The following is a 17130-nucleotide window of genomic DNA, read 5'->3' as shown; positions in this document are numbered from 1 at the left end:
ACTAGTGGGAACTGACAAAATTGCTGTTTAATTCCAGGTTAGCTACTTTGGGCTTGATGCAACCCAGACCTGTCAGAGTGGTGCGTACAGCAATATCCAGCGGTGTGCGAGGTTCGTCACCCAAAAAATCCACCAGCTTTTTGTTCGACATCCTTACTTGTGCGCGCCACAGGTAACGCATTTCCAGCATTTCTTTCAAGGTTTGCTGAAATGGGGCAAGCAACCTGAATACTGGCCAAGGAAACCAGCTGCCTTTTAAATCAGTGTTGCCAGTTGCCATGCCGATGGCTTTGACCATTTGTTTGCCATCATGATCCCAATGACCGTCCATATGAAAGCGTGCAAATTTTTCCAGCTCACTTTCGCGTTCTATCAACCTGACCATGGTTTCGGCAACATCGGGTAAATATGCCCATTGGTGGCCGATACCAGCATTGCCTGGGTAGCGCACTACGGAAGGAGATTTGCCTGGTGTAACCAGTCCTTGCGAAAACCAGCTATTGGCAGCTTTGGGGCCAAAAAAGTCACCGGCACGAACGATCAGGGATTTGACTCCTTTTGATGCGGCCAGACGCAAACGGTGTTCAAGTTCGACGCGGATTTTACCCTTTTTAGTAATAGGGAATTGCGCTGCATCTTCCGACACAGATGGGAAAACATCCGGCCCGAAGTTATATACCGTACCCGGCAATACGATGCGTGCGCCCGTCGCCTTGGCGGCAGCAATGCTGTTGTCCATCATCGGCAGTACCAGTTTTTCCCAGTCACGATAGCCTGGTGGATTGACTGCATGCACAATCAGGGATTTGCCCATTGCCGCCTGAATGACATCTTCTTGTTTCATGACGTCACCTGGCAACCAGAAGTGTGCAGTGCTTTTGTCGCTGACGCTGGCAGGATTGCGGTGCAATGCCGTTACTTCCCAGCCGCGTTGCATCAAGAGTCGGGCAACTTCGCCGCCAATACCGCCAGTTGCACCCAAGACCAACGCTTTTTTATTACTGTTCATGATGTTCTCCTTTGTGTGTGTTGATGTTGTTATTGTGTAGCCTGACACTCTTATATACAATTGGCGAAAACTGCATAGGTGATATACATTTTTGTATGGATGGAAAAAATATACCCTGGGATTACTACCGTACTGCCCTGGCAGTACTGGAAGAAGGTTCATTATCTGGTGCTGCGCGTACGCTGGGGCTGACACAGCCAACCATAGGCCGGCAAATTGAAGCACTGGAAAGCGCCCTCGGTTCACGTCTTTTTGTACGCTCTCAATCCGGTTTGTCGCCTACGACGACAGCGCTTGCGTTAAAACCTTATGTAGAAAGCCTTCATGCAACAGAAAGTGCCTTGCTACGCAGTGTCAGTGCAGAGGCTGGTGAAGTCAGTGGCACAGTGCGCATTACGGCTTCAGAAGTCATGGGCGTGGAGATATTGCCGGCGATGCTGTCTGCGTTGCGAAAGCCTTATCCCGGGTTGAAAATTGAACTACAGGCAAGCAATATCACCAGTGACTTGCTTGGCCGCGATGCCGACATCGCCGTACGCATGACGCAGCCTCTGCAAGATGCCTTGATTGCCAAACGCATAGGTGCAATCAGGCTGGGCTTGTTTGCGCATGCTGATTATTTGCAACGATGTGGACACCCCAAAACTCTGGGCGACTTGTCTGCGCACAGTCTGATCGGCTTTGACAAGGAACTGCCTTATATCAGGGCCTTGCAAAAGAAGTTTCCCTTCATGCAGCGTGCGAATTTTTCTTTGAGGACTGATAGCGATCTGGCGCAATTTTCTGCCATTCGCAATGCCTACGGTATAGGTATATGCCAGGTTAACCTGGCAAAGGCTTATCCACGGCTTGAGCATGTGTTGTCAGGCGAGTTTCAACTGGATTTCCCAGTCTGGCTGGTCATGCATGAAGACCTGAGGTCCAGCCAGCGCTATAAAGTGACCTATGACCAGCTCGTACTGCAACTTGATGCCTACCTCAATCTCCCAGCCTGAGGCTTGTCAACATGCATCAGGCTTTAATCAGCAGGTCAGGGCGATCAACAGCAATTTCACGCCATGCGTCAAAACCGCCAGCCAAAGGGCGCACGTCCAGATAGCCTAGCTGCTTTAGCGTATGCGCGGCATGCACTGCCCCGGCATCACCAGGGCAGGCGCAAATGGTAATGATCATTTCGTTCAGGGGCCAGTCTTTGGCCGCTACACCAACCTGCTTGGTCTCGCTGACGACCGCGAGGGGGATAACACCTGTTTCTGCGATCAGGGCAGGGCTGCGCAAGTCGATGATCCTTGGCATGTTTTTTCTCTGGTAGCTTGCCACCATATCAGTGGCGCTGAAATGAGGGATTGCGGCCAGTTTTTCAAAGCGTTTCTTTTGCCAGAATTTCCAGGCCAGCCAGCTCAGCAACATCGCTACAAAGACGGCGATGATGCGTACCCCTTGCAATGACAAAAAAGTCAGCGTGGTTTCAATCTGTGCCTGCAAGGCAAAGCCGGCAATCAGTGCCAACCCTGCCCACAGGCCAGCACCAATCGCCGACGCTAGCATAAATGATGCGCGCGGCATGCCCAGCGCGCCTGCTACAGGCGGTGCCACGGTAGAAAAGCCAGGGATGAATTTACCAACCACCAGTGACCACACGCCCCAACGATGAAAGCGTGCCTCTGTCTGGTTAACGCAAGAGCCAGGATTGATCGACATTTTGCATAAAAACTTCAGAACCTTGTAGCCAAATACCTTGCCCGCCTGATACCAGAGCATATCTGCAATCAGGGATGCCGAAATGGCCGCGACGAGCAAGATCAGTAACTGATTAAAATGAGTGGCCTGGCTGGCATTGAACATCATGGTAGGCACGGCCGGTACAGGCAGGCCCAATTGCTGCAACAAGACATTCACAAAAACCAGCAGGTTGCTGTGTTGATGAAAGAATTCTGTAACCCAGCCTTGTTCCATGCTGTTTTCCATTCGTGGTGTGATTTTGTCAGGGATTTAAGATCAGACTGAAGGATGACCGTGCCCGAGCTTGTGCGTATTACCCATATTGTAGGGCATAGCAGGCTTTTCAATATCACCGACATGAAAAGAAGCCATAAATGGAAAGCAAAGTGCACACTACGCAAAGATGGGTAGTGTGTTTTTGGAGGAGAGGGCTTATTTAGCCTGAGCCCTGTGCAATATTTACATTACTTGTTTTTTTGTAACGCTATCCAGCTGTTGATGTGTTGTTCCAGCATATCCAGTGGTAATGCGCCAGCATTGAGCATATTGTCATGAAAGCTGCGTAAATCGAATTTATCGCCCAATTCTGCCTGCGCATGCTGACGTAATTCTATGATTTTCAATTGCCCGATCTTATATCCCAGGGCTTGCGCAGGCCAGGCAACATAACGGTCAACTTCAGCTTCCGGGCGTATGCTTGCATGCTTGTCGAAGTAGTCGAGGGCCTGTTCGCGTGTCCAGTGTTTTGCATGAAGACCAGTATCAACGACGAGACGAATGGCGCGGAACAACTCACCGTTCAGGCGGCCTAGATCACTGACCGGGTCCTGGAAGAAACCGACTTCCTTGCCCAGACGTTCTGAGTACAGGGCCCAGCCTTCGACATAGGCATTGTATTCATCATTCAGGGCGCGGTGAAACGGGTGCATGCCTGGCAATTCCTGGGCGATGGATATCTGCATGTGGTGGCCAGGCACGCCTTCGTGATAGGCAGTCGATTCATTGCCGACCATATTGCGGTTGGCGAAATTATAGGTATTCACCCACACTTGCCCGGGTCGGCTACCGTCTGCTGTACCTTGCTGGTAATTGGTGGAGGCATCTTTTTCAAGAAAATCAGGGATAGCCGCAATCTTCAACTTTGCCTTTGGCAAAACACCAAACAGTTCAGGCAATTTCACCTGCATTTGTGCTGTGTAATATTCGTAGTTCTGTATGATCTGTTCACGTGAAACAGGTTTCAGTTTTGGGTCTGCCTTGACTGCAGCCCGAAATTCCAGACTATTTTTATAGCCTGCTGTTTTGGCCAGTGCTTCGGTCTGGGCTTCCAGATCAGCGACTTCTTTGAGGCCGATCTGATGTATCTGTTCTGGATTCAGGTCAGTGGTGGTTTGCGTACGGACTGCAAATCTGTATATTTGTTCGCCGTTTTTCAGCGCCCATATGCCGGGCTCAGCACGGCCTTGAGCCGCATATTCATTGCTGACAAATTTCTGTAAATGCAAATAGGCAGGACGCAGTTTTTCGTTGACGGCTTTGAGCATGGCATTGCGTATTTCAATTCTTTGCTTGTCGTTAAAACTGGCCGGGAAGCGCTTTAAAGGGCTGGCAAAGACATTCTCTTCACCGGCGGGCCCAGCGATTTCACCGCATTGCGTCACAACTTTTTCCAGTATGTAGCGCGGCGGTATCAAACCTTGTTTCTGGCCAATTCTTGCCAGAGTGATTGCCTGCTCAAATAATTGTGGTACCCGATTCAAACGTGCTATGTAGTCGTAGAAATGCCGTTCCGTCTCAAAAGGCGTGACCGTCAGCAGTTGCGGCAGTGCAGCCTGTACGCCGCTCATTTGTTCCAGTGGCATCAGATAAGTCTTTAGCTGGTAGGCCGTCAAGCGGTCGCTCAGGGTACGTATCAACAATTGCTGGTCGATTTGTGCAGTCTGACTTAACTTGTTTGCAGGTATTGCCCTGATTTTTTCTAGCAATACCTGTGCTTCTCTAGCGGCATTGGCCAGATTTTTTTCTGATAAGTCACGCAGTTTGTTATTGAGCCGGTATTCCCCATACAACGTTGCTGCTTCAGGATTGACGCGCTGGAAAAAATCCCAATAACGGTCAGACAATTGCTTGAGCTTAATGTCCGCGCTGATCTGCGCATTTTTTTCCGCATTTACGGCATGCTCTGGTTTCGCCTGTAGGGCCGGGGAATAGGCAGCACTGATGGACAACGCCAGAACAAGGTGTCGTAAAGAAGGGCTGAGAGCATACTTTTGCATAGGACTTGATTTCATTTTGTAGGCAATGAGGCAGACAATAGGAAGTAAACCGGATAAAACGATAAATCATAAGGCAGATCATGGACAGATGCAGAAGATCTAAGTTCCATTGAAGCCAGTGAAACCGGGTTTTCGTTTGCGTACGGTATATTGTTTCTTATTGCTTCAGACACAAACTTCTTCATTCTCTTGCATACCTCGTTCCAGTAATGCTGCATATCTGCCAGGGTCGACATTTGATCCACAAACAATAACGGCGACACGTTTGCCCGCCAGTTGATCGCGTAAAGGACCAAAAAGTCCAGCGGTGGCGACAGCAGCGGCAGGTTCAGCCACCAGTTTGACGTCATGGTATAAATCCACCATGGCAGCGCAGATTTCATCATCCGTAACCCGGACGATCTCATCAACAAAGCGCTGGCATACCCTGAAGCTATAGTCCATCACATAGGGTGCGCACAGGCTATCGGCGACACTATCAACGATTTTCAGTTTTTCTGCCTGCCCCGACTGAAAACTGCGGTACATCGCATCTGCCCCATAAGGTTCAACACCATACACGGCACAATGCGGTGCCAGCTGTTTGACGGCAGAAGCGATGCCTGCACATAAGCCGCCACCGCCGATGGGCACGATGACTGCATCAAGTTGTTCTATCTGTTGCATCAGTTCTAGCCCCACGGTTGCCGTACCCAGGGCGGTCAATGGGCCGTCATAAGGGTGGATCATGGTGCGCTGCTCTTTTTCAACGATGCGCTGCCCTAGCGCAAATGCGGTATGCATATCTACTTCAAGTATGACTTCAGCACCATCCTGCCGGCAGGCGTTGATGCGCGTCGGGCTGGCATGTCGCGGCAATACGACCTTGCAAGATACACCTGCCAGCCTGGCCGCATAGGCCACCGCCATCGCATGATTGCCAGCACTGACAGCGACAACACCACGCTGTCGCGCTGCGGGATTCATCGGAGAAATACAATTCAGTGCGCCACGTAGTTTAAATGTGCCGGTTTTTTGAAACAACTCCAGCTTCAGCCAGACTTCAGTGCCTGCTGCCAGCTTGTTCAATGCATTTCCAGCCTGCCAATGCCAGACGGGAGTATGCAGAACCTGATTTGATAACCTGGCAGCCGTCAGTTGGATATCTGCCAGTGAAGGGTAGGGGAATATACCTGTGTTTAACAAGCTTGAAGGCAAGGAGGCAGGCGCGTGCGTGGGCCTGTCTGTGGCGACATGAGACATAAAAACTCCAAAATAAAATCAGCAAGAGAAATCAAAAAGAAATCAGAGCGCGGAAGTGCGCAAGACATCAGGAAATGATGTGCTGAAGGGCCGCCAGGCACCGGCATACGCCGTAGCTTAACGACCCCGGATAATTCGAATAATGGAGATGTCGCAGATGGAAAAAGCAGGCGGCGCAATTGCGTGCACGACAGCATATGCGGCATTGATAGCGCATAAGTTCGTGTTCGGCAGGGGATGGGGGATTGCGTGCATGGAAAAACTATAACCAATCCCGGGAATATTGGCAAGCAACTTTAAAAAAGAGCGGCAGGGCAGGTCGGGATACTGGCCCTGCTCACTCACAAGCCCTGCAAAAACGGCCCGGCTGGCCAGAGGGATCAGGGTTTCTTTTCTTCGCGTTTTTCGATGACGATTTTTTGTGCAAGGTTAACATTTCTGACGGTGTACCCTTCCGGAACAGTAAACAGGTTTGCGGCTGGCTCTGCACGTTTCAGGTTGCTCAGACGGTAACTCCATTCGCCGGTACGTGGGTCACTTTGCTTGATAAGGACGGTCAATTGCAAGTCAGTGGAATACCAGGTTTCTGAACTAACGGTAATCGGATTTTTATTGCCAATCTCTCCAGCAGGGATTTGGTATGAACGCATTTTTCCCTCTGCACGAACACCATCGAATTCTCTTGTACCCATATCCTTGGTGCTTGTTTTGTTACTCCAGTGAGTATCCGTGAAAGCAGTTGGCAGTGGAGAAGTTTTTATGATGTTAATCAGATTGTCGGTCGCACTCATGAAGGCAGTATGTGGGCCCGGCACAAAACTGGCAGATTTTGCATTGATGACCTTTATTTCTTCTCGTGGGCCTTTATTGTCATCAGACTTGTCATCGTTTTTCTTTTTCAATGTCTTGATGATGATTTCATCTTCATTCGTTTGCAGATACATCCGGCCTATATTCCCTTCCTGCCTCTGTTTTTCGGCCATGATTTTCCCATCCGATGTTTTCAACAGACTGACCTTGGTGACAGTCTTTCTTTCAGGTATGACTACGTAACGTGAGTTTTCGACCGGGTCGCTGATGAGGATTTGCGACAAGTTCCCTTTGTTATCTCGTACTTCATAGCGAGTACGGCCTGCATTGTCCCTATAGACCATACTGGAAGTCTTATTGCTGATCTGATTACCGTCAGCCAGAGTCTGCGTTTTTTCCGTAATGATTTCTGCACTATATGCCGCGTTTTTTATAGGGTTGGAAATATGCATGTCCTGCATGCCAGAAAAAACGGCGTTCATGGCATCGCTGGCATTTCTTGCTGCAATCATTGCATCTGAAATGGTTTTATTGACTGTACTGGTTTCGGGCAAGCCAGCCAATGCGGCAAGTACTGGCATGGCTGGCATTGGCGGCACAGGCCGCATAGGTGCCAACGGTACTATCGGTGCTATCGGTGCCAGCGGTGTGGGCTGATGAATCTCAAGATGCAGACCTGTTTGTTTTTCCTCTGTTGTGATGGGAGTAATACTGTCATTAATGACATTGGCGTGTGTCACATTCCAGGAATAGCTCAAAAAAATCAGCATTGATAATTTGATAGTCATGATGTTTCCTTAGCGTTGAAGATTAGCTGTGATTAAGAGATGTAATCGTGAAATTAAATTTTTTGCTTAAAACACGTACATAACAGATACATTAATTTTTGAGCAGGCGCATCGCCAAAGGAGATCCTTCTGCATCTACCAACATCTGAGCGCGCACCATTTCACCGGCAATCTCTGGGCTCACGGGCATGCCCTGACTGGCCAACCAGGCCGCGGGAACCTCAGTTTCCATCATGTGTGCTGTTCCTTCCTCCAGGCGCTCTAACGGAACCAGGGCGACAAACGGCGGCAGCTCGGTATTCGCCTGGGCAGGGTTTTGTGATGACAGTTCTTGCAAAGGTGCTGTGGATAACAAGGTCAGCATCACCAATCCAAAACTGCCGCACAGTGTCAACATGCCAGCCAGCCAAGGTTGCCAACGCATTTTGAGCGCCTGTTTTTTGTCTTTTCCATACTGCGCGCTAAATGCCTGCAATAGACGCTGTTCAGTTACTTCAGGCGTATTCAGTTCTTGCAAGTCTTTGCGCAAGAGACTGAACTGCTTGTCCAGTATTGCTTCATTATTGTCTTGCACCGTATTCATGTGATCGTTCATTTCGCTGTTCCTGTTTTCGCCTCTGCATCAGGGCGCCAGCCCAGGCGCTCGCTGTATTGCAGGATAGCGGCCCGTGCTCTCGATAATCGGGATCTCACTGTACCTATGTCTATGTCACAAATCACAGCAATCTCTGCATAGGACAACTCTTGCAGCTCATATAAAATGACGACGTCACGATAATGGGGGCGCAGCACCGCCACGGCTTGTCTGACGTGCTCTGTCATCTGTTGGGTGAAAACAATGTCGGATGGTTCTGCAACGTCGCTCATCAATACTTCTTCACCATCCTCATCGTTATTGCCTGGTAAAGACTGGTGACGTCGTTCATGCTTATCCTGCTTCAACAATAAGTTGCGGGCGACGCCGAATAAAAAATTTTGCAAACTTCCCAGTCCAGCGTCATACCGATAGGCTTTATTCAGAAAACCCATGAAAACATCCTGTACCACGTCTGCTGCCATTGCCGGGCGACCGCAACGCATGAGGGCATAACGGTAGATAGATCCCTGGTGGCGTTGGTACAGGCGTTGAAAAGCCGCAACATCACCGTCGCGCATTTGCCTGAGTAAGCTGATGTCCTGGTCTGCGGTATCCACATGCATTTCATTGATTGTTTTTAGGTATTACTCCGAAGTGAGTGAAAAGTTCCAAAAACTTTTACAGAAGTACAATGAAACTGCTAAATTGGCAATGTACTGATAAAGCAAATAATGGTCACAAGCATAAATGCACCATTTTGGTGATTTAATGATTTTTACTGGTGCAAAAAACGAATTAAGAGTCGAATTGTGCTGGTTCAAAACTTGCTGTGTTGTACATCATTGCATATGGGAATCAGCTATAAGCTGATTTATCCAGCCAGAGTGAACAAGATGTTTGATAGGTGAGCGCGAGAATATGGACCTGACACCCAGAGAAAAAGACAAACTGCTGATTTTTACCGCGGCCTTGCTGGCAGAGCGGCGCAAGGCGCGCGGCCTGAAGCTGAATTACCCTGAAGCGGTGGCGCTGATCAGCGCTGCCATCATGGAGGGGGCCCGCGATGGCAAAACGGTTGCTGAACTGATGTCAGAAGGCACGCAGATATTAAGTCGTGCCGATGTCATGGAAGGCATAGCCGAAATGATTCCCGATATCCAGGTAGAAGCCACGTTCACGGATGGCACGAAACTGGTGACAGTCCACCATCCTATTCCTTGAGGCAAATCTATGATACCTGGTGAAATGCTGATTACCGATGGAGAGATAGAGCTCAATGTCGGTAGGCCCACACTGAGCATTGTGGTGGCAAACAGTGGTGACCGACCTATACAGGTGGGTTCTCATTTTCATTTTTTTGAAACCAATCCTGCATTACAGTTTGATCGCCAGTTGGCGTATGGCATGCGTTTACATATCGCCGCAGGTACCGCCGTGCGTTTTGAGCCAGGCCAGCAACGCACCATAGAACTGGTTGCGCTCGCTGGAGACAGGAAAGTCTATGGTTTCAGTGGCAAAGTTATGGGGGCGCTATGAAAATTTCACGCCAGGCTTATGCAGAGATGTTTGGGCCGACCACGGGTGACCGTATCCGCCTAGCAGATACCAATCTGTTTATAGAAATTGAAAAAGACTTTGCCATCTATGGTGAAGAAGTGAAATTTGGTGGTGGCAAGGTAATACGGGATGGCATGGGGCAGTCGCAAAGGGCGCATGCCGATGTCATGGACACGGTGATCACCAATGCCGTCATCATTGATCACTGGGGCATCGTCAAGGCCGATATCGGTATTAAAAATGGCTTGATCGCCTGCATAGGCAAGGCCGGCAACCCTGATATACAGTCTGGCGTCGACATGGCAATTGGCGGTGCGACAGAAATTATTGCAGGTGAAGGCAAGATCGTGACCGCTGGGGGCATAGACTCACACATCCATTTCATTTGTCCCCAGCAGATTGAAGAAGCGTTGATGAGCGGTGTCACCACCATGCTGGGTGGTGGTACAGGTCCGGCCACAGGCACGGCTGCAACAACCTGTACACCCGGGTCGTGGCATCTGCATTCCATGTTGATGGCGGCAGACGCTTTTCCCATGAACCTGGGATTTATGGGCAAGGGGAATGTCAGTCTGCCTTTACCGCTGGAAGAACAGATCAGGGCAGGTGCCATAGGCCTGAAGCTGCATGAAGACTGGGGTACAACACCGCAGGCCATCGACAATTGCCTGAGCGTGGCAGACCAGATGGATGTACAGGTTGCCATTCATAGCGATACGCTGAATGAAGGTGGCTTTCTCGAACATACCCTGGCCGCATTCAAGGACAGGACTATCCACACCTTTCATACCGAAGGTGCGGGTGGTGGCCATGCACCCGATATTATTGCGGCAGTAGGTGAGGCAAATGTGTTGCCCTCATCTACCAATCCTACCCGCCCCTATACTGTCAATACCCTGGATGAGCATCTCGACATGCTCATGGTGTGTCACCATCTTGATCCAGCCATCGCGGAAGACATTGCTTTTGCCGAGTCGCGCATACGGCGTGAAACGATTGCTGCTGAAGATATTTTGCATGATATCGGTGCCATCTCCATGATGTCTTCTGATTCCCAGGCCATGGGCCGGGTGGGTGAAGTCATCATGCGCACCTGGCAAACGGCAGACAAGATGAAACAGCAACGTGGCTCACTGGCTGAAGACAATGCCAGTAATGATAATTTCCGCATCAAGCGTTATATCGCCAAATACACCATCAACCCTGCGCTGACGCACGGCATTGCGCATGCTGTCGGTTCACTTGAAGCGGGCAAGATTGCTGACATCGTCTTGTGGAAACCAGCTTTCTTTGGTGTCAAGCCTTCCATGATATTAAAAGGTGGCATGATCGCTGCGGCGCAGATGGGTGATCCGAACGCATCAATACCCACCCCACAACCCGTTCATTACCGCATGATGTTTGGTGCTTTTGGTGGCGGGTTGAAAAAATCGTTTACCTTTGTCTCGCAGGCGGGCTTTGACGCTGGCCTGGCAGAGCAATTAAAACTGAACAAGACCTTGATCCCGGTTAAAAACACCCGCAGTGTCCGCAAGAAAGACATGATTCATAACAGTTTGACGCCAAAGATGGAAGTCGATCCCGAAACCTACGAAGTGCGCGCCAATGGCGAATTGCTGGTTTGCGAGCCAGCAAAGATTTTACCTATGGCACAAAGATATTTTTTATTTTAACTATGCTCACCTTACAACAAAAAATCGATAGTGCTGACAGCATTGCCGGGCAACTGGTACTGCCTTATGAGTTGCGTGAAAAGAGCCGATTGCGGGCAACACTGACAAGCGGTGAAGATGTTGCTGTTTTCACTGTACGCGGCACGGTCATGCGCCACGGTGATTTGATGCAGGCCAATGATGGCCGCGTCATACAAATCATTGCCGCGCCTGAACCAACCTACAAGGTTGAATGTGACACCGCGTTCAATTTATTGCGTTGTGCCTTTCATTTGGGTAACCGCCATACGCAGGCACAGGTTGGCGATGGATTTTTGCGTATACGCAAAGATCCGGTGTTGAAAGAAATGCTGCAAGGTCTCGGGGCGCATGTAGTGGAAGAACAGGCCAGTTTTGAACCCGAATCGGGTGCTTATGGCGGCGGGCACCATCATGGTGGGGACGATGGGCATTCTCATAATCCATTGGCTCCCATACCATTGCGTCAGCGTATTCACCGCCCCTCAGACAAGCAGTCATAGCTATGCAAGCCACGGCTTTGCTACATTTGCTGCAACTCGCCAGCCCATCCTTGCCGATAGGCGCGTACAGCTATTCACAGGGTCTGGAAGCAGCAATAGAAAAAGGTCTGGTCAAGAACGAAGTGACGGCAAAAAGCTGGATCATTGCTTACCTGCATGAAGTCGTTGCCCGTTTTGAAGCGCCGATACTCTGGCGATTATTACAGGCGTTTTCACGTAAAGACCAGGCTCAGGTTTCGTACTGGAGCAATTTGTTTGTTGCCGCACGCGATACAGCAGAATTTCGGGCTGAAAGCATACAGATGGGATATTCACTTGGGAAACTGGTCGTCGATTTGCAAATAGCTGACCCAGAGTTGCTGGCCATTTTGCAGACTGAAACAGAAATACCTTTACCCACGGCACTGGCTTGTGCTGCTATTGCCCTGCAGGTACCCGCAGAATCGGCTGTTTTGGGCATGTTGTTTTCATGGGCAGAAAATCAGGCACTGGTGTGCGTGAAATCCATCCCGCTTGGGCAAGTCGCCGGCCAACGCTTATTGCTGTCTTTGCGACCAGAACTGGAAGCCGCAGCGAAAATAGCACAGCAGTTGGAAGACCATCAGCTATCGAACTGGTCGCCTGGCTTGTCACTTTTATCCATGCAGCATGAAGTGCAATACAGCCGCCTGTATCGCTCGTGAATCTTACCCCGCACAAAAATAAGAAACAAAAGGACAAAAAATGACTATACAAAATACGCAATCAACCACTGTGGTTTCCAACCCTTTACGCGTCGGTATTGGTGGCCCGGTTGGTTCGGGCAAGACGGCATTGTGCGAAATGCTTTGCAAGAGCATGCGTGATCAATATGAAATGGCCGTCATCACCAACGATATTTATACCAAGGAAGACATGGAAATATTATTGCGTGCTGACGCCTTGCCTGCGGAGCGGCTGATGGGAGTAGAAACAGGGGGGTGCCCGCATACGGCAATCCGTGAAGATGCATCGATTAATCTGGAGGCGATTGCCCGTATGAGCGCAGATTTTCCGGACCTGGATCTGATCCTGGTTGAATCCGGTGGCGATAATCTGGCCGCGACATTCAGTCCGGAACTATCTGACCTTACGATTTACGTGATTGACGTGGCAGGCGGCGAAAAGATACCGCGCAAGGGTGGCCCTGGCATTACCCGCTCTGATCTACTGATCATCAACAAAACGGATCTGGCACCGCATGTCGGTGCCAACCTTGACATCATGGCGCAAGACGCCAAACGCATGCGCGGCGAGCGGCCATTCGTGTTTACCAACCTGCGTACAGGCGACGGTCTGGCGACGGTCGTTGCGTTCATTCGTCAGCAAGGCATGCTCGATGTTGTAAAGAATTGAACACAAATCAGGGAGAGAATAATATGAAGTTACATCAAAAAATGATCGGCATGCTGGCAATGTCACTGCTCACCACGGTAGTTACTCCCGCATTTGCGCATGTCAGCGCCATGCATTCGGTTCATGGCTTTGAAGCTGGTTTTGCCCATCCCTTTATGGGGCTGGATCATTTGCTGGCAATGCTGGCTGTGGGTATCTGGGCTGCGCAACAACGTGGTATTTCTTTATGGCTGTTGCCCGCAGTATTTCCAATGGCGATGGCCGCCGGAGCCATGATGGGCATTAATGGGATGCCATTGCCATTTGTAGAACCAGGGATTGCTGTTTCGGTATTGGTATTGGGTCTGTTGATTGCCTCAACCGCGAAATTACCCATGTTCATGAGTATAGGGCTGGTAAGCATATTCGCGATCGCACACGGTTATGCCCACGGCATTGAAATGGGAGCGCGTGATGCAGCTATTGAGTTTGGTGCAGGTTTTATTCTGGCTACGCTTCTCTTGCATGCGACTGGTTTGATTGCTGCATTGTCAGCAAATCGGCATTTGAACAAGGCCGTCAACCGTATTGTCGGGGGCAGCATTGCCGTTGTGGGGATGTTTTTTGTTTCTGCGCTAGTGTAAGGGACTTAATGAACCAAAATCTGGAAATATCAAGGATGCAGGCTCTTGATACTTCCAGAAAACAGCATGTTACTTATGCATTGTTATCAGAACTTATAAGTCGCACCGATATTCAGGAAGCGGCCAACAGCGCCAGCCTGATGCAGGGCCGGGTTGTAATAGGTTCCGACAGAGCCACCATAGGTCTGGAAGTCCAGCGGTGGCTGTTTATCAAATACGTTTTGTATGGATGCGTGGAACAACCAGTTTTTACCGTATTTGTAGCTTGCATATAAGTCCAGCGTGGTGAAACTATCTACTTTGCAATACTGAGATGGTACTGTGCCGCGGAAAGCTGCGCTACCACTATGAATGGCACCATCGCAGGTAAGCAGTTGTGGGTTGGTTGGATCGATGACGCTGAAACTGCTAACCCAGTTGACTGTTCCTGCAACTTTGACGGGACCACCTTCCCATGTCATGACCAGTTGCGCGCGGTCTTTGGGATTGCCAGTGTTACCTGAGATACCCGATGGACCATGCGTGCCTTCGAGGCGAACTGGTGCAGCACCTGCCGTACCTTGCTCATATTTAAGCATATGCGTGTAAGTCAGGTCTGTCGACAGTTTGCCTGCAGATTCCAGGTTCAGTGTCCAGCGAGCATTGACGTCCACACCTGACACTTCGGTGTATTGCGCATTTTCATATGGGTAAGGCGCATACAGGGCGTTACCAATCGGCGGTGTTCTTGTACCGATAGAGCCGTCTGGCAGTACATAGGGCTGTGGTACAGGTGTACCGCGGACGATGAATGGCTCAGGATCATAACTAGGATCGTTCAGTGAAGAAATGATCTGGTTATCGATACGGATTTTATAGAAATCCGTCGTCAGGCTGAATTGCTGGCTGGGTTCGAAAATCAAACCCAGGGTATAAGATTTGGATTTTTCTGCTTGCAGGTTTTGACCTGGCAACTGTACACCAGTCAATGCTACTGCGCATTGTCCTGGGTAGTTACCAGGTGTCACTGTTGGATCGGTGCCTGCATTGCCGCAAAGTTTTGGATCCTGATAGGTATTGGAATAGAAGGACTGGCCAGCCTGACCTGACTCCGCCGGATTTGGCGCACGGAAGCCTTTTGCATATGTACCCCGGACAGTCAATTCCTTGACAGGTGTATATTTCACGCCAAATTTAGGTGTAGTTGCATTGCTGCCGCCACTGTATTTGTCGTAACGTACGGCGGCATCAAGTTCAAGGTTCTTCAATACGGGGGCGACCAATTCCATGTATACGGCAGAGATATTCTGGTTGCCGATAGCAAAGGAATTGTTGACCAATTGCGAGCCGTCGAGCGCTGAAGCAGGTGCTTGCGCATTGAGTTCACGATGCGTGAATTCGCCACCGAGGCCGATAGATAAAGGCCCGCCAGAAAGCGTCATCAGTTCACGGCTACCACGTACGCTGACATATTCGAGTATGTCAGTTGCTTTTGCATTGACAGGTGGTGCAACAGCTGCATTTTGTGCCGCTGTATTTCCACCAGCAGCCAACCCGACCAGGTAAGGATTTTTAGTGTCATTCAAGGCTGCTTGCAGATTGGCCAGATTCAAAGCACCGTAAATAGTTTGCTTGACTGTATTTTTCGTGTAACCGGCAGAAGCAGTGACGTCCCAGCTACCTATCGTGCCAGTGAGGTCGCCAGCGAAGCGGATAGTATCTGAGGTAACTTCGGTTCTTTGTGGACCCAGGTTGGCGAAATTATATTGCAGCCATTGCGTTGTGCCAGTTGTATTGCCAGGATAAGTCGCTGGTACACTAAATGAATACGGACCATTGACTGAAGGCAATTGATTTGGGCCATAAGCAATCTGCGTTTGCCCGCCATTGCCGTTATTGACATTGGTGGTAGCGTAATTGTTGACTTGATTGGCCTTAGAACTGAACAGAGAACCTTTCAGGTTCAATTGCCAGTCATTCGGCAATTTTTGTACAAACGAGCCGATCAGATTGATATTTTGCGTTTCTGGTTGCAATTGCAGCGGGGCTTTATACGTGCATTTGCCAGCCGCGAGTAAAGTGGCGTCGCAACCAGGTAAAAAGCCGCTGATGTCACCGGTATTTGGATCAATGAAATAGCCAGTGTTGCTGCGTGGCTGATAACCGGGGCGGCGAACGAAGCCGTCTGTCTGGTTGACGCCGCCGACACTGGTCCAGTCGGTATTGGTGAAATCTGCATGGCGGTCAGCTACCAGAATTTTGTTTTGCTTGCGGTATTCGGCAGACAAATAGGCATTGTGCCCATCCTTATCCAGGTCACCCCAGCCATAGATACCGGAAGCGTGCAGGGTAGTACCATCGCGACGCGAACTGGTGCCGGTTTCTGCTGACATTTCAGTGCCAACAAATTTTTTCTTCAAAATGACGTTGACTACGCCAGCAATCGCATCTGAGCCGTAGACCGATGACGCACCATCCTTCAGGATTTCGATTCTTTCAATGGCATCAAACGGAATCTGGCTGATATCAACAAAGCTGCGCTGACCATCGTCTGACAAGGCATAAGGCGCCATGCGATGACCATCAATCAGTACCAGTGTTGCGCCGACAGTCAGACCACGCAATGCAATGCCAGATGCACCGCTGGCGAAAGAGCCTGGATTGGCCTGGCTTAAAGTACCCTGGCCATTGGCAGTGATGTTACGCAATACACTCGATACATCGGTGTAGCCGCTGGCCTTCATGTCCTGCAAGGTCAATACCTGAACCGGGCTTGGTGTTTCCTTGTCGGTACGTCGTATATTTGAGCCAGTGATTTCTACACGCTGGACTTTTTCGCCATTTTCAGTTTGTTGTGCTGTTGCAGGTAATGCTGTGATGCCCAGCCCAGCTGCCAGGCTGCCTGAAAACATGATTTGCAGAGACCGGGACAAGATGGTTTTTTTCAACATTATTAAGTATCTCCAGACGTAAGCTGTT

Annotated in this window: 16 protein-coding genes; 8 read left to right on the top strand and 8 right to left on the bottom strand. The window is 49.8% G+C overall.

Annotation, left to right across the window (positions count from 1 at the left end):
* Position 1: 1 nt before the first annotated feature.
* A complete protein-coding gene (locus tag ACO0LH_RS22740; RefSeq protein WP_422943423.1) occupies positions 2–1009 on the bottom strand; it encodes an NAD(P)H-binding protein in 1008 nt (335 codons plus the stop codon).
* A 95-nt stretch (positions 1010–1104) separates the two neighbouring features.
* On the opposite strand from ACO0LH_RS22740, the gene ACO0LH_RS22735 reads away from it, so the two are divergent.
* Positions 1105–2004: a LysR family transcriptional regulator gene (locus tag ACO0LH_RS22735; RefSeq protein ID WP_422943422.1), complete on the top strand. Its 900-nt coding sequence runs from the start codon at positions 1105–1107 to the stop codon at positions 2002–2004.
* Positions 2005–2020: 16 nt separating this feature from the next.
* Here ACO0LH_RS22735 and ACO0LH_RS22730 read toward each other — a convergent pair whose 3' ends face one another.
* The 6 genes from ACO0LH_RS22730 to ACO0LH_RS22705 form a co-directional block, all read right to left on the bottom strand.
* On the bottom strand, positions 2021–2965 hold the full coding sequence (locus ACO0LH_RS22730; protein WP_422943421.1) for a VTT domain-containing protein: 945 nt from the start codon (positions 2963–2965) through the stop codon (positions 2021–2023).
* 230 nt (positions 2966–3195) lie between these two features.
* Positions 3196–5007 carry a DUF885 domain-containing protein gene (locus ACO0LH_RS22725; protein WP_422943420.1) on the bottom strand — a complete coding sequence of 604 codons (1812 nt, stop codon included), beginning with the start codon at positions 5005–5007 and terminating at the stop codon, positions 3196–3198.
* Positions 5008–5172: 165 nt separating this feature from the next.
* Positions 5173–6249, bottom strand: a complete 1077-nt coding sequence (locus ACO0LH_RS22720; RefSeq protein WP_422943419.1) for a threonine ammonia-lyase — start codon at positions 6247–6249, stop codon at positions 5173–5175.
* Between the two features lie 380 nt (positions 6250–6629).
* The gene (locus tag ACO0LH_RS22715; protein WP_422943418.1) at positions 6630–7847 is read right to left on the bottom strand and encodes a hypothetical protein; all 1218 of its coding nucleotides are present in this window, start codon (positions 7845–7847) and stop codon (positions 6630–6632) included.
* Between the two features lie 91 nt (positions 7848–7938).
* Positions 7939–8442 (bottom strand): hypothetical protein, encoded by a 504-nt coding sequence (locus ACO0LH_RS22710; RefSeq protein ID WP_422943417.1) that lies wholly within the window; start codon positions 8440–8442, stop codon positions 7939–7941.
* The gene (locus tag ACO0LH_RS22705) at positions 8439–9041 is read right to left on the bottom strand and encodes an RNA polymerase sigma factor (RefSeq protein WP_422943416.1); all 603 of its coding nucleotides are present in this window, start codon (positions 9039–9041) and stop codon (positions 8439–8441) included. Before ACO0LH_RS22705 ends, ACO0LH_RS22710 begins: the two co-directional genes overlap by 4 nt.
* Positions 9042–9342: 301 nt before the next feature.
* On the opposite strand from ACO0LH_RS22705, the gene ACO0LH_RS22700 reads away from it, so the two are divergent.
* From ACO0LH_RS22700 to ACO0LH_RS22670, 7 genes are read left to right on the top strand one after another with little or no spacing between them, the layout of a single operon-like run.
* Positions 9343–9645 (top strand): urease subunit gamma, encoded by a 303-nt coding sequence (locus ACO0LH_RS22700; protein ID WP_422943415.1) that lies wholly within the window; start codon positions 9343–9345, stop codon positions 9643–9645.
* Between the two features lie 9 nt (positions 9646–9654).
* Positions 9655–9960: an urease subunit beta gene (locus tag ACO0LH_RS22695; RefSeq protein WP_422943414.1), complete on the top strand. Its 306-nt coding sequence runs from the start codon at positions 9655–9657 to the stop codon at positions 9958–9960.
* Positions 9957–11654, top strand: coding sequence for an urease subunit alpha (gene ureC, locus ACO0LH_RS22690; RefSeq protein ID WP_422943413.1), 1698 nt, complete (start codon positions 9957–9959; stop codon positions 11652–11654). The genes ACO0LH_RS22695 and ureC overlap by 4 nt, the downstream gene beginning before the upstream one ends.
* A 2-nt stretch (positions 11655–11656) precedes the next feature.
* A complete protein-coding gene (gene ureE, locus ACO0LH_RS22685) occupies positions 11657–12175 on the top strand; it encodes an urease accessory protein UreE (protein WP_422943412.1) in 519 nt (172 codons plus the stop codon).
* A 2-nt stretch (positions 12176–12177) separates the two neighbouring features.
* Entirely contained in the window at positions 12178–12858 is a 681-nt protein-coding gene (locus ACO0LH_RS22680) for an urease accessory protein UreF (protein WP_422943411.1), read from the top strand.
* Between the two features lie 40 nt (positions 12859–12898).
* On the top strand, positions 12899–13549 hold the full coding sequence (gene ureG, locus ACO0LH_RS22675) for an urease accessory protein UreG (protein ID WP_422943410.1): 651 nt from the start codon (positions 12899–12901) through the stop codon (positions 13547–13549).
* 23 nt (positions 13550–13572) lie between these two features.
* On the top strand, positions 13573–14172 hold the full coding sequence (locus tag ACO0LH_RS22670) for a HupE/UreJ family protein (RefSeq protein WP_422943409.1): 600 nt from the start codon (positions 13573–13575) through the stop codon (positions 14170–14172).
* An 86-nt stretch (positions 14173–14258) separates the two neighbouring features.
* Here the strand turns inward: ACO0LH_RS22670 and ACO0LH_RS22665 are convergent, their stop codons facing one another.
* Positions 14259–17102, bottom strand: coding sequence for a TonB-dependent receptor (locus ACO0LH_RS22665; protein WP_422943408.1), 2844 nt, complete (start codon positions 17100–17102; stop codon positions 14259–14261).
* Positions 17103–17130: the final 28 nt, after the last annotated feature.

Source organism: Undibacterium sp. TJN19 (assembly GCF_049339485.1).
Taxonomy (GTDB): Bacteria; Pseudomonadota; Gammaproteobacteria; order Burkholderiales; family Burkholderiaceae_D; genus Undibacterium.
Note: the sequence above shows the minus strand (reverse complement) of the source record. Positions and strands in the feature narration are given on the sequence as shown.